The organism is Pseudomonas sp. B14(2022) (genome assembly GCF_012030485.1).
GTDB lineage: Bacteria > Pseudomonadota > Gammaproteobacteria > Pseudomonadales > Pseudomonadaceae > Aquipseudomonas.
Map to the genome: position 1 here is coordinate 612,286 of NZ_JAAUVM010000001.1, position 12,757 is coordinate 625,042.

Genomic DNA, 12,757 nt, shown 5'->3' on the forward strand with positions numbered 1-12,757 from the left:
GCCGTAAATGGCTCGCCAAGAATTTTTTAAAAATACGCCGCAGGAGAGATTCGCAATGGCTCAGCAGGGCAGTGGTTATCAGGCTCGCTATAAACGCATTCTACTCAAGCTTAGCGGCGAGGCCCTGATGGGCTCGGAAGAGTTCGGGATCGATCCCAAGGTTCTCGACCGCATGGCGCTGGAAGTCGGCCAGTTGGTCGGCATCGGCGTACAAGTCGGCCTGGTGATCGGCGGGGGCAATCTGTTCCGCGGTGCGGCACTGAGTGCGGCCGGTATGGATCGGGTCACTGGCGACCACATGGGCATGCTGGCCACTGTGATGAACGCCCTGGCCATGCGTGACGCCCTGGAGCGTGCCAATATTTCGGCTATCGTGATGTCGGCTATTTCCATGGTGGGCGTGACCGATCACTATGATCGTCGCAAAGCCATGCGCCACCTGAACGCCAAAGAGGTGGTGATCTTTGCTGCCGGTACCGGCAACCCGTTCTTCACCACGGACTCGGCTGCCTGCCTGCGCGCCATCGAGATCGATGCTGACGTAGTGCTCAAGGCGACCAAGGTAGATGGCGTGTACACCGCAGACCCGTTCAAAGACCCGCATGCCGAGAAGTTCGATCATCTGACCTACGATGAAGTGCTGGATCGCAAGCTGGGCGTGATGGACCTGACGGCTATTTGCCTGTGTCGCGACCATAAGATGCCACTGCGCGTATTTAACATGAACAAGCCCGGTGCCCTGCTGAATATCGTACACGGCGGCGCGGAAGGGACTCTGATCGAGGAAGGCCAACAATGATCAATGAAATCAAGAAAGACGCCCAAGCGCGTATGCAGAAATCCCTGGAGTCTCTGAGCCACGCATTCGGCCAGATTCGTACCGGCAAGGCGCACCCGAGCATTCTGGGCAGCGTGATGGTGCCTTATTACGGCGCTGATACCCCGCTGAGCGGCGTGGCCAACGTTACCGTAAAAGATTCGCGCACCCTGCAAGTCGTGGCCTTCGAGCGCAACATGCTCGCCGCAGTCGACAAAGCCATCCAGAGCGCCGGCCTGAACCTCAATCCGACCAACCTGGGCGAGTTGCTGCTGATCTCCATGCCGGCCCTGACTGAAGAAACCCGCAAGGGCTTCACCAAGCAGGCCCGCAGCGCCGCTGAAGATGCGCGTGTTGCCGTGCGCAACATCCGTCGCGATGCCTTGGGTGACTTGAAGAAACTGGTCAAGGACAAGGAAATCAGCGAAGACGAAGAGCGTCGTGCCGTCGCCGATATCGATAAGCTGACCAAGGATGCCGAGGCCCAGATCACCAAGGCCACGGAAGAAAAAGAAAAGGACCTGATGGCCGTATAAGGGGTCAGGACGCCTTCATGGAAAAGACCAAGCAGACTGTGCCCTCTGTGGTGCCGCGCCATGTCGCGATCATCATGGATGGGAATAATCGCTGGGCGAAGAAACGCTTTATGCCGGGTGTTGCCGGGCATAAAGCGGGTGTCGATGCGGTACGGGCTGTGATCGAGGTATGCGCCGAGGCCAAGGTCGAGGTATTGACCTTGTTCGCGTTCTCCAGTGAAAACTGGCAGCGGCCCGCCGAAGAAGTCAGTGCCTTGATGGATCTGTTCTTCAAGGCACTGCGTCGCGAGGCCAAGCGCCTGAATGACAACAACATCAGCCTGCGCATCATCGGCGACCGCTCGCGCTTCCATCCGGAACTGCAGGCGGCCATGCGTGAAGCCGAGGCGATCACTGCTGGCACTGACCGCTTTGTGCTGCAAATCGCGGCCAACTACGGTGGTCAGTGGGATATTGCCCAGGCTGCGCAGCGACTGGCCCGTGAAGTGCAGGCCGGTCATCTGCGGCCGGACGACATCTCGCCTGAACTGTTACAAACCTGTCTGGTGACCGGTGACCTGCCGTTGCCTGACTTATGTATCCGTACCGGTGGTGAGCATCGCATCAGCAATTTCCTCTTATGGCAGTTGGCCTATACCGAGCTGTACTTCTCCGACCTGTTCTGGCCGGACTTCAAACACGATGCCATGCGCACTGCGCTGGCCGATTTCGCTTCCCGTCAGCGTCGCTTCGGTAAAACGAGTGAGCAGATCGAAGCTGGAGCCCGGGTTTAAATGCTTAAACAACGAATCATCACAGCACTGATACTGTTGCCGATTGCCTTGTGCGGGTTCTTCCTGCTGGATGGCTCCGGCTTTGCACTGTTTATCGGCCTGGTGGTAACCCTGGGTGCCTGGGAATGGGCACGATTGGCAGGCTTCAACGCGCAGTTGCCGCGTGTGGTGTACGCCCTTGTGGTGGCGGTGCTGCTGTTTCTGATGCATACCCTGTCGAGCATCATCGTGCCTTGGGTGTTGGGGGCTGCGGTGTTGTGGTGGGCGCTTGCGACCTACCTGGTGCTGACTTTTCCGCGCAGCAGTGGCCAGTGGTCCAGTGTCGCCAGCAAGTTGGTGATTGGCTTGTTGATTCTGTTGCCCGCCTGGCAAGGGCTGGTGGAGATCAAGAATTCGCCGATGGGTAACTGGCTGATCATGGCAGTGATGGTGCTGGTCTGGGGTGCAGACATCGGCGCCTACTTCTCTGGTCGTGCATTCGGCAAGCGCAAGCTGGCGCCGGCGGTCAGTCCGGGCAAGAGCTGGGAAGGTGTGTACGGCGGCCTGGCGTTGACGCTGTTGATCACGCTTGTGGTGGGTGTGTTACGCGACTGGTCGGTGATGGACATCTTCCTGGCACTGCTCGGTACGGCCATCGTCGTATTCATTTCGGTGGTGGGTGACCTCACTGAAAGCATGTTCAAGCGCCAGGCCGGGATCAAGGACAGCAGCAACCTGCTGCCGGGACATGGCGGGGTGCTGGATCGTATCGATAGCCTTACCGCTGCCATCCCGATCTTTGCCGTGCTGTTGTGGATGACCGCTTCGTGAGTCGCCTGCAACAAGTGACCGTACTGGGTGCAACCGGTTCGGTAGGGTTGAGCGCCCTGGATGTGATCGCTCGTCATCCTGACCGCTATCAAGTGTTTGCCTTGACCGGGTTCACCCGTCTCAGCGAACTGCTGGCACTGTGCGTGCGCCACGTGCCGCGCTTTGCTGTTGTGCCCGGGCGTTCGGCGGCGCGGAGCCTGCAGGATGATCTGCGGGCTGCCGGGCTGGCCACTCAGGTGCTGGTGGGGGAGGAGGGGTTGTGCCAGGTCTCGGCCGATGCCGAGGTGGATACGGTGGTAGCCGCTATCGTCGGTGCCGCCGGCTTGCGTCCGACCTTGGCCGCCGTGGACGCGGGCAAGAAAATTCTGCTGGCCAACAAAGAAGCGCTGGTGATGTCCGGCGCGCTCTTCATGCAGGCTGTGCGCAAGAGCGGTGCCGTACTGCTGCCCCTCGACAGTGAGCACAATGCTATCTTCCAATGCATGCCTGGTGACTTTGCTCGCGGTCTCAGTCAGGTGGGGGTGCGTCGGATTTTGCTGACCGCTTCGGGTGGTCCTTTTCGGCAAACTCCCTTGGCGGAGTTGGAGCATGTGTCTCCGGACCAGGCGTGCGCTCATCCTAACTGGTCTATGGGGCGCAAAATCTCCGTAGACTCAGCAAGCATGATGAATAAAGGCCTGGAGTTGATCGAGGCCTGCTGGTTGTTCGATGCGCAACCGGATCAAGTCGAGGTGGTGATTCACCCGCAAAGTGTGATTCATTCACTGGTCGACTATGTGGATGGCTCGGTATTGGCCCAATTGGGCAATCCCGATATGCGTACTCCGATCGCCAATGCCCTGGCTTGGCCGGAGCGAATTGATTCCGGTGTGGCGCCACTGGATCTGTTTGCCATTGCCCGCTTGGACTTCGAGGCACCGGACGAACAACGTTTTCCTTGTCTGCGCCTGGCGCGTGAGGCGGCGGAGGCGGGTAACAGCGCGCCGGCGATGCTCAATGCGGCGAATGAGGTGGCGGTGGCGGCGTTTCTCGAACGGCGCATCCGCTTTCCGCAGATCGCGAGTATCATCGAGGACGTCCTGGGTCTTGAGCCTGTGGTGGCGGTGAACGACCTCGGCGCGGTATTCGAGGCGGACACCAAGGCACGCGTCTTGGCCGAACAATGGTTGAACCGCAACGCGCGTTAGGTTGTGGGCGCGATTGAGCCTTGGGGCACTGGATTGGAATGCGGAGAAATTAGATGAGTGCGCTTTACATGATTGTCGGCACCCTGGTTGCTCTGGGCGTGCTGGTCACCTTCCACGAATTCGGCCACTTTTGGGTGGCGCGTCGTTGCGGCGTCAAGGTACTGCGCTTTTCCGTCGGCTTCGGCATGCCGTTGGTTCGCTGGCACGACCGACGCGGCACCGAGTTCGTGATCGCGGCCATTCCGTTGGGTGGCTACGTCAAGATGCTCGATGAGCGTGAAGGCGAAGTGCCGGCCGATCAGCTGGACCAATCTTTCAATCGCAAGACCGTTCGTCAGCGTATCGCCATTGTTGCCGCCGGTCCGATTGCCAACTTTCTGTTGGCGATGCTGTTCTTCTGGGTCTTGGCCATGCTCGGCAGCGAGCAGGTGCGTCCTGTCATCGGCGCGGTCGAGGCTGACAGTATCGCGGCCAAGGCAGGTCTGGTCGCGGGACAGGAAATTGTTTCCATTGATGGTGAGCCGACGACGGGTTGGGGCGCGGTCAATTTGCAATTGGTACGTCGTTTGGGTGAAAGCGGCACGGTCAACGTCGTGGTACGTGAGCAGGATTCCAGTGCCGAGACCCCTCGCGCGTTGGCTCTGGACCATTGGCTCAAGGGCGCTGATGAGCCTGATCCGATCAAGTCCCTGGGCATCCGTCCATGGCGTCCTGCGCTGCCGCCGGTACTGGCTGAGCTGGACCCGAAAGGTCCGGCCCAGGCCGCTGGCCTGAAAACCGGCGATCGCTTGCTGGCCCTCGATGGCCAGGTGTTGGGTGAGTGGCAGCAGGTGGTCGATCTGGTCCGGGTACGCCCTGATACCAAAATTGTGCTGAAAGTTGAACGCGACGGTGCTCAAATCGACGTCCCCGTGACCCTGGCGGTACGTGGGGAAGCCAAGGCGGCCACGGGGTACCTGGGCGCTGGCGTCAAGAGTCCGGAGTGGCCGCCATCGATGGTGCGTGAGGTCAGTTTCGGGCCGTTGGCGGCAATTGGGGAGGGTGCAAGACGCACTTGGACCATGAGTGTGCTGACCCTCGAATCCCTCAAGAAAATGTTGTTCGGCGAGCTCTCGGTAAAAAACTTGAGTGGACCGATAACCATTGCTAAAGTGGCGGGCGCTTCTGCCCAGTCGGGTGTCGCGGATTTCCTGAATTTCCTGGCTTATCTGAGTATTAGCCTGGGTGTTCTGAATTTGCTGCCCATTCCAGTATTGGATGGGGGGCATCTGTTGTTTTATCTGGTCGAGTGGGTGCGTGGTCGCCCCTTGTCGGATCGGGTGCAGGGTTGGGGGATACAGATCGGTATCAGCTTGGTGGTTGGGGTGATGTTATTAGCCCTGGTCAACGATCTGGGTCGACTGTAACGCTTCGCTGAATTGCGAATCTGCCGCATTTTGCGGCAGTTTGTTTATTGCCAGTTGGAATAAGAAAGGACTTCATGAAACGTCTGCTGCTAACTGCGGTTCTCACCGTATTGATGATCGCCGAAGTTCACGCCGAGTCCTTCACCATCTCCGATATTCGCGTCAACGGCCTCCAGCGGGTTTCCGCGGGTAGCGTCTTTGGTGCCTTGCCGTTGAACGTCGGGGAACAGGCTGATGACCGTCGCCTGGTGGAATCCACTCGTGCGCTGTTCAAAACCGGGTTCTTTCAAGACATCCAACTGGGTCGCGAAGGTAACGTCCTGGTCATCACCGTCGTCGAGCGACCTTCCGTCGCCAGTATCGAGATCGAAGGCAACAAGGCGATCTCCACTGAAGACCTGATGAAAGGCCTGAAGCAATCTGGCCTGGCCGAGGGCGAGATCTTCCAGCGCGCCACCCTTGAAGGTGTTCGTAACGAACTGCAACGCCAGTACGTTGCCCAGGGCCGCTACTCTGCGACCGTGGAAACGGAAGTGGTGCCGCAGCCTCGTAACCGTGTCGGCCTCAAGGTCAACATCAACGAAGGTACCGTGGCGGCCATTCAGCACATCAACGTGGTGGGTAACACCAAGTTCGCTGATGAAGACCTGATCGACCTGTTCGAGCTGAAGACCACCAACTGGTTGTCGTTCTTCAAGAACGATGACAAGTACGCCCGCGAAAAACTCTCCGGTGACCTGGAACGCCTGCGTTCCTACTACCTGGACCGTGGCTATATCAACATGGATATCGCTTCGACCCAGGTGTCCATCACCCCGGACAAGAAACACGTCTACATCACTGTCAACGTCAACGAAGGCGAGAAGTACAAGGTTCGTGACGTGAAGCTCAGCGGCGACTTGAAAGTGCCTGAAGACCAGGTCAGGGCCCTGTTGCTGGTGCAGAAAGACCAGGTGTTCTCGCGCAAGCTGATGACCACCACGTCCGAACTGATCACCCGTCGCCTGGGTAACGAAGGCTATACCTTCGCCAACGTCAACGGCGTGCCTACCCCGCACGATGAAGACCACACCGTGGACATCACCTTTGTCGTCGACCCAGGTAAGCGTGCCTACGTGAACCGCATCAACTTCCGTGGCAACACCAAGTCTGCGGACGAAGTGCTGCGCCGCGAAATGCGCCAGATGGAAGGTGGCTGGGCGTCGACTTACCTGATCGACCAGTCCAAGACCCGTCTTGAACGCCTGGGCTTCTTCAAGGAAGTGAACGTCGAAACGCCTGCCGTACCGGGTGTGGATGACCAGGTTGACGTGAACTACGCCGTGGAAGAGCAAGCGTCGGGTTCGATCACCGCCAGTGTCGGTTTCGCGCAGAGCGCCGGTCTGATCCTCGGTGGTTCCATCACCCAGAACAACTTCCTCGGTACCGGTAACCGAGTATCCATCGGCCTGACCCGAAGCGAATACCAGAGCCGATATAACTTCGGTTATACCGACCCCTACTGGACTGCTGACGGCGTGAGCCTGGGCTACAACGCCTTCTACCGCACCACTGACTACAAAGACCTTGATGTTGACGTAGCGAGCTATGCGATCGACAGTCTCGGTGCCGGTGTCAACGTGGGTTACCCGATCAGTGAGACTTCGCGCCTGACGTTCGGCCTGACCGCGCAACAGGATGAGATCAAGACCGGTGTGTACACCGTGGACGAGATCTTCGACTTCACTCGCAAGGAAGGCGACAAGTTCCTGAACTTCAAGGCGTCCGCCGGCTGGTCCGAGTCGACCCTGAACAAAGGCGTGCTTGCCACCCGTGGCCACTCCCAGAGCCTGACTCTGGAAGCAACGACGCCGGGCAGCGACCTGTCGTTCTTCAAGCTCGATTACCGTGGCCAGTTGTTCCAGCCGCTGAGCGATAACTACACCATGCGCCTTCACACTGAGTTGGGTTATGGCGACGGTTATGGCTCCACCAATGGGCTGCCGTTCTACGAGAACTACTACGCGGGTGGCTTCAACTCCGTGCGGGGCTTCAAGGACAGCACCCTGGGCCCACGTGGTACACCGAGCCGTGGTGTTGGTGTGACCGGTAACCAGGGCACCGTAGCTGACTCCGACAACGACCCGCTGCCATTCGGTGGTAACGTGTTGATCCAGGGTGGGGCGGAAATCCTGTTCCCGCTGCCGTTCGTCAAAGATCAGCGGTCCCTGCGTACTTCTGTCTTCTGGGATGTGGGTAACGTGTTCGACTCCAAGTGTGAACAGATCACCAACCCAAGCGGCGTGAAGTCCAGTACTGAGTGCAACGACGTGAGCCTAAGCAACTTGGCGAGCTCGGTGGGTGTAGGTGTGACCTGGGTGACTGCGCTTGGCCCGTTGAGCTTTGCTCTGGCCATGCCGATCAAGAAACCGGATAACGCTGAAACCCAGATTTTCCAATTCTCCCTCGGCCAGACGTTCTAAGCGTCTGACCCAAGATAACGACAACGGATTCTGTAGGAGTACATCGTGCGTAAGTTGACTCAATTGGTTCTGCTGGCCACCGTGCTGGTAACCACCCCGGCCTTCGCCGAAATGAAAATCGCCGTCCTGAACTATCAGATGGCTCTGCTGGAATCCGACGCGGCCAAGAAATACGCAGTGGATGCCGAGAAGAAGTTCGGTCCGCAACTGACTAAGCTCAAGACGTTGGAAAGCAGCGCCAAGGGTATCCAGGACCGTCTGGTAGCGGGTGGCGACAAGATGCAGCAAGGCGAGCGCGAGCGTCTGGAGCTTGAGTTCAAGCAAAAGGCTCGTGACTACCAGTTCCAATCCAAGGAGCTGAACGAAGCCAAGGCTGTTGCCGACCGTGAAATGCTGAAGCAGCTCAAGCCTAAACTCGACAGCGCAGTGGAAGAAGTCATCAAGAAAGGTGCCTTTGACCTGGTGTTCGAGCGTGGCGCAGTGATCGACGTCAAGCCTCAATACGACATCACCCGTCAGGTGATCGAGCGCATGAACCAGCTGAAGTAAGCCATGACCGCGACTATCAAGCTCGGCGAGTTGGCCGAGTTCCTGGGAGCCACCTTGCGTGGTTCCCAGGAGAAGGAAATCACTGGGCTAGCCACCTTGCAGGAGGCTGGCCCAGCTCAGTTGAGCTTCCTTGCAAACCCTCAATACCGTAAATACCTCGTCGACAGCCAGGCTGCAGCCGTGTTGTTGAAGGCAGCTGATGCAGAAGGGTTTGCCGGGGATGCGCTGGTGGTACCCGACCCATACCTGGCCTATGCGCGGGTGTCACACCTGTTCGATCCGAAACCCAAGGCAGCCGGCGGTATTCATGCGTCGGCGGTGATCGCCGATGATGCCCAGGTTGATCCTGCGGCAAGCATTGGCGCCTTTGCGGTGATCGAGAGTGGCGCGCGCATTGGCGCAGGTGTGACGGTCGGTGCCCATTGTTTTATCGGTGCGCGCTGCGAGATCGGTGCCGATGGTTGGTTGGCGCCTCGCGTGACCCTGTACCACGATGTGCGTATCGGGGAGCGTGTAGTGATTCAATCGGGTGCCGTGATCGGTGGTGAAGGCTTTGGCTTTGCCAACTCGAAAGGCGTCTGGCACAAGATTGCCCAGGTCGGCGGTGTATTGATCGGCGACGACGTGGAAATCGGTGTCAACACGGCTGTCGATCGCGGAGCCCTGGCCGATACCGTGATTGGTAACGGCGTGAAGCTCGACAACCAGATCCAGATCGCTCACAACGTGCAGATTGGCGATCACACCGCCATGGCCGCCTGTGTAGGCATTTCCGGCAGCACCAGGATCGGCAAGCATTGCATGCTCGCCGGTGGCGTAGGGCTGGTGGGGCATATCGATATTTGCGACAACGTTTTCATCACCGGCATGACCATGGTGACCCACTCGATTACCGAACCGGGGGCCTACTCATCTGGTACCGCCATGCAGCCCGCAGCTGAATGGCGCAAGAGTGCAGCACGTTTGAGGCAGCTCGACGACATGGCTCGACGTCTCAAACAGCTGGAAAAGCGTGTTGGGGACGTGACCCCTGGCGGTAATGCTTCATCTGAAGGCTGATACCATTTCCATATCAAGTGTGCACAGCCGCTAGACTGCCTCCTTGATTTGCTAGCGGGGCGTGCGTTTAGTCGCCCGCCCCCAATCTTTATTACAGGCTTCCCCCCGAAATGATGGACATCAACGAGATTCGCGAATACCTGCCTCACCGTTACCCGTTCCTGCTGGTGGACCGCGTAGTGGACCTCAATGTTGAGGAAAAGCGCATTCGTGCCTACAAGAATGTCAGCATCAACGAACCGTTCTTCAACGGTCACTTCCCCGCGCATCCCATTATGCCGGGCGTATTGATCATCGAAGCAATGGCCCAGGCTGCCGGTATCCTTGGTTTCAAAATGCTCGACCTCAAGCCTGCCGACGGCACGCTTTACTATTTCGTGGGCTCCGACAAGTTGCGCTTTCGCAACCCGGTTACTCCGGGTGACCAGTTGATCCTGGAAGCCAAGTTCATCAGCTGCAAGCGCCAGATCTGGAAGTTCGAATGCCAGGCCTCGGTAGACGGCAAGCCGGTGTGCTCGGCCGAGATCATCTGTGCGGAACGCAAACTATGAGTTTGATTGACCCTCGCGCAATCATCGATCCGTCGGCCGTACTGGCCGCCGACGTTGAGGTCGGCCCCTGGTCGATCATCGGCGCAGGTGTGGAAATCGGCGAGGGGACTGTCATCGGGCCGCACGTGATCCTCAAAGGTCCGACCCGCATTGGCAAACACAACCGCATCTACCAGTTTTCCTCGGTAGGCGAAGACACCCCGGACATGAAGTACAAGGGTGAGGAGACGCGCCTGGTAATCGGTGATCACAACATCATCCGTGAAGGCGTGACCATTCACCGTGGCACCGTGCAGGATCGTGCAGAGACCACGCTGGGTGATCACAACCTGGTCATGGCCTATGCCCATATCGGCCATGACAGCGTGATCGGCAACCACTGCATCCTGGTCAACAACACGGCGTTGGCTGGCCATGTACACGTTGACGATTGGGCGATCCTGTCCGGCTTTACCTTGGTGCATCAGTATTGCCATATCGGCGCCCACAGTTTTTCCGGCATGGGCACCGCCATCGGCAAGGACGTTCCAGCGTTCGTCACGGTGTTCGGCAACCCGGCCGAAGCCCGCAGCATGAACTTCGAAGGCATGCGCCGTCGTGGGTTCAGCGAAGACGCGATTCACGCCCTGCGCCGTGCCTACAAGGTGGTCTACCGTCAGGGGCTGACGGTAGACCAGGCGTTGATCCAACTGGCCGAGCCAGCAGCGTTGTTTCCGGAAGTCGCGGTGTTCCGTGACTCGATCCAGGCTTCGACCCGCGGCATCACCCGCTGATCATGGCTACTCTGCGTATCGCGCTCGTGGCCGGAGAAGCTTCCGGCGACATTTTGGGCGCAGGTCTTATGCGGGCGCTCAAGGCCCGGCACCCTGCGGTGGAATTTATCGGTGTCGGCGGCCCGCTGATGCAGGCCGAAGGCCTCACGTCATACTTCCCCATGGAGCGTCTGTCGGTCATGGGCCTGGTCGAGGTGCTGGGTCGCTTGCGTGAGCTTCTGGCTCGTCGCAAGCTGCTGATCCAGACGCTGATCGAAGAAAAGCCCGATGTCTTTATCGGAATCGATGCGCCGGACTTCACCCTCAATATCGAACTCAAGTTGCGTCAGGCCGGGATCAAGACCGTGCACTACGTCAGCCCCTCTGTGTGGGCGTGGCGGCAGAAGCGTGTGTTGAAGATCCGCGAAGGCTGCGACCTGATGTTGACCCTGTTGCCGTTCGAAGCCAGGTTCTACGAGGAGAAGGGCGTGCCGGTACGGTTTGTCGGGCATACCCTGGCTGACAGTATTCCTTTGCAGGCTGATCGTGCGGCTGCCCGTGCCGAACTTGGCCTGCCCGAAGGGCCGCTCGTCGCGCTGATGCCGGGCAGTCGAGGCGGCGAAGTGGGCCGTCTTGCCAGCGTGTTTTTCGATGCTGCCGAGCGCCTTCAAGCCTTGAAGCCCGGGGTACGTTTCGTGTTGCCCTGCGCCAGCCCGCAACGGCGTGCACAAATCGAGACACTGCTGGTCGGTCGCAATCTCCCATTGACCCTGCTCGACGGTCGGTCGCACCTGGCCTTGGCGGCCTGTGATGCCGTGCTGATCGCGTCGGGTACCGCGACCTTGGAGGCGCTGCTGTACAAGCGCCCGATGGTCGTGGCCTATCGCCTGGCACCGCTGACGTTCTGGATTCTCAAGCGCATGGTCAAAAGTCCTTACATCTCCCTGCCCAACTTGCTGGCCCAGCGCCTGTTGGTGCCGGAGTTGTTGCAGGACGATGCAACGCCCGAAGCCCTCGCGCAAACCCTACTACCCTTGATCGACGGCGGCGAAGAACAGACCCGTGGTTTTGACGACATCCACCGCACCCTGCGCCGTGATGCATCGAACCAGGCGGCGGACGCCGTATTGACCTTGATCGGCCAAAAACAGGAAGCTTTATGAGCACGCAAATAGGCCTGGATTTCAGCCTGGTTGCCCAAACCCACGAACTGGTGGCCGGTGTTGACGAAGTGGGGCGCGGCCCGCTGTGTGGCGCGGTGGTTACGGCGGCCGTGATCCTTGATCCGAACCGTCCGATCCTGGGCCTCAACGACTCGAAAAAACTCACTGAAGCGCGTCGTGAGAAACTCTACGACGAAATCTGTGAAAAGGCCCTGAGCTGGCATATCGCCCGGGCTGAAGTCGAAGAAATCGACGAATTGAACATTCTGCACGCCACAATGCTGGCCATGCAGCGTGCCGTTGAAGGTCTGCATATCACCCCAAAACTGGCGATGATCGACGGCAACCGTTGCCCGAAGCTGGCGATGCCGGCTGAAGCGGTGGTCAAGGGCGATAGCAAGGTGCCCGCCATTGCAGCGGCGTCGATCCTTGCCAAGGTCAGCCGAGACCGTGAAATGGCGGCGTTCGAATTGATCTACCCCGGCTACGGCATCGGAGGGCACAAGGGCTATCCGACGCCCGTTCATCTGGAAGCCCTGGCCCGTCTCGGCCCAACGCCGATCCACCGGCGCTCGTTTGCCCCGGTGCGCCAGGCTTATGAGCTGCGCGAGAACCTCAGCGAGGTTTAGTCGCAAGGCTGATGTTTTTGCCAAGGCCCGGTACAATCCCGGGCCTTGTTGTTTCTAAGTTTC

General features: G+C 59.0%; 13 protein-coding genes. All 13 read left to right on the plus strand.

What is annotated here, in order from left to right:
• The first annotated feature begins 55 nt into the window (after window positions 1-55).
• The 13 genes from pyrH to rnhB all read left to right on the plus strand — a co-directional run bounded on the left by pyrH (window position 56) and on the right by rnhB (window position 12,694).
• Complete coding sequence (pyrH, locus tag HCF10_RS02920) at window positions 56-799, plus strand: UMP kinase (RefSeq protein WP_003172271.1); 744 nt, start codon at window positions 56-58, stop codon at window positions 797-799.
• Entirely contained in the window at window positions 796-1,353 is a 558-nt protein-coding gene (frr, locus tag HCF10_RS02925) for a ribosome recycling factor (RefSeq protein WP_016974404.1), read from the plus strand. Before pyrH ends, frr begins: the two co-directional genes overlap by 4 nt.
• Window positions 1,354-1,370: 17 nt before the next feature.
• The gene (gene uppS, locus HCF10_RS02930; protein ID WP_167654844.1) at window positions 1,371-2,126 is read left to right on the plus strand and encodes a polyprenyl diphosphate synthase; all 756 of its coding nucleotides are present in this window, start codon (window positions 1,371-1,373) and stop codon (window positions 2,124-2,126) included.
• The gene (locus HCF10_RS02935) at window positions 2,127-2,936 is read left to right on the plus strand and encodes a phosphatidate cytidylyltransferase (protein WP_145335049.1); all 810 of its coding nucleotides are present in this window, start codon (window positions 2,127-2,129) and stop codon (window positions 2,934-2,936) included.
• A complete protein-coding gene (gene ispC / locus HCF10_RS02940; RefSeq protein WP_167654845.1) occupies window positions 2,933-4,123 on the plus strand; it encodes a 1-deoxy-D-xylulose-5-phosphate reductoisomerase in 1,191 nt (396 codons plus the stop codon). The genes HCF10_RS02935 and ispC overlap by 4 nt, the downstream gene beginning before the upstream one ends.
• A 53-nt stretch (window positions 4,124-4,176) precedes the next feature.
• Complete coding sequence (gene rseP, locus HCF10_RS02945; RefSeq protein WP_167654846.1) at window positions 4,177-5,529, plus strand: sigma E protease regulator RseP; 1,353 nt, start codon at window positions 4,177-4,179, stop codon at window positions 5,527-5,529.
• A 74-nt stretch (window positions 5,530-5,603) separates the two neighbouring features.
• The gene (gene bamA / locus HCF10_RS02950) at window positions 5,604-7,991 is read left to right on the plus strand and encodes an outer membrane protein assembly factor BamA (RefSeq protein WP_131697252.1); all 2,388 of its coding nucleotides are present in this window, start codon (window positions 5,604-5,606) and stop codon (window positions 7,989-7,991) included.
• 45 nt (window positions 7,992-8,036) lie between these two features.
• A complete protein-coding gene (locus HCF10_RS02955) occupies window positions 8,037-8,540 on the plus strand; it encodes an OmpH family outer membrane protein (protein WP_003172279.1) in 504 nt (167 codons plus the stop codon).
• A 3-nt stretch (window positions 8,541-8,543) separates the two neighbouring features.
• Window positions 8,544-9,599, plus strand: a complete 1,056-nt coding sequence (gene lpxD, locus HCF10_RS02960; RefSeq protein ID WP_131697251.1) for a UDP-3-O-(3-hydroxymyristoyl)glucosamine N-acyltransferase — start codon at window positions 8,544-8,546, stop codon at window positions 9,597-9,599.
• 110 nt (window positions 9,600-9,709) lie between these two features.
• Window positions 9,710-10,150 carry a 3-hydroxyacyl-ACP dehydratase FabZ gene (gene fabZ / locus HCF10_RS02965; protein ID WP_003172281.1) on the plus strand — a complete coding sequence of 147 codons (441 nt, stop codon included), beginning with the start codon at window positions 9,710-9,712 and terminating at the stop codon, window positions 10,148-10,150.
• Entirely contained in the window at window positions 10,147-10,923 is a 777-nt protein-coding gene (gene lpxA / locus HCF10_RS02970; RefSeq protein ID WP_025855134.1) for an acyl-ACP--UDP-N-acetylglucosamine O-acyltransferase, read from the plus strand. Before fabZ ends, lpxA begins: the two co-directional genes overlap by 4 nt.
• Before the next feature lie 2 nt (window positions 10,924-10,925).
• Window positions 10,926-12,065 carry a lipid-A-disaccharide synthase gene (lpxB, locus tag HCF10_RS02975; RefSeq protein ID WP_065926454.1) on the plus strand — a complete coding sequence of 380 codons (1,140 nt, stop codon included), beginning with the start codon at window positions 10,926-10,928 and terminating at the stop codon, window positions 12,063-12,065.
• On the plus strand, window positions 12,062-12,694 hold the full coding sequence (gene rnhB / locus HCF10_RS02980) for a ribonuclease HII (RefSeq protein ID WP_027604470.1): 633 nt from the start codon (window positions 12,062-12,064) through the stop codon (window positions 12,692-12,694). The genes lpxB and rnhB overlap by 4 nt, the downstream gene beginning before the upstream one ends.
• Window positions 12,695-12,757: the final 63 nt, after the last annotated feature.

What these genes read in the sequence shown, in the direction of transcription:
- lpxA (WP_025855134.1), top strand. Translation starts at nt 10,147, where the DNA reads ATGAGTTTGATTGACCCTCGCGCAATCATCGATCCGTCGGCCGTACTG.
- HCF10_RS02935 (WP_145335049.1), top strand. Translation starts at nt 2,127, where the DNA reads ATGCTTAAACAACGAATCATCACAGCACTGATACTGTTGCCGATTGCC.
- lpxB (WP_065926454.1), top strand. Translation starts at nt 10,926, where the DNA reads ATGGCTACTCTGCGTATCGCGCTCGTGGCCGGAGAAGCTTCCGGCGAC.
- rnhB (WP_027604470.1), top strand. Translation starts at nt 12,062, where the DNA reads ATGAGCACGCAAATAGGCCTGGATTTCAGCCTGGTTGCCCAAACCCAC.
- rseP (WP_167654846.1), top strand. Translation starts at nt 4,177, where the DNA reads ATGAGTGCGCTTTACATGATTGTCGGCACCCTGGTTGCTCTGGGCGTG.
- uppS (WP_167654844.1), top strand. Translation starts at nt 1,371, where the DNA reads ATGGAAAAGACCAAGCAGACTGTGCCCTCTGTGGTGCCGCGCCATGTC.
- lpxD (WP_131697251.1), top strand. Translation starts at nt 8,544, where the DNA reads ATGACCGCGACTATCAAGCTCGGCGAGTTGGCCGAGTTCCTGGGAGCC.
- bamA (WP_131697252.1), top strand. Translation starts at nt 5,604, where the DNA reads ATGAAACGTCTGCTGCTAACTGCGGTTCTCACCGTATTGATGATCGCC.
- pyrH (WP_003172271.1), top strand. Translation starts at nt 56, where the DNA reads ATGGCTCAGCAGGGCAGTGGTTATCAGGCTCGCTATAAACGCATTCTA.
- frr (WP_016974404.1), top strand. Translation starts at nt 796, where the DNA reads ATGATCAATGAAATCAAGAAAGACGCCCAAGCGCGTATGCAGAAATCC.
- fabZ (WP_003172281.1), top strand. Translation starts at nt 9,710, where the DNA reads ATGATGGACATCAACGAGATTCGCGAATACCTGCCTCACCGTTACCCG.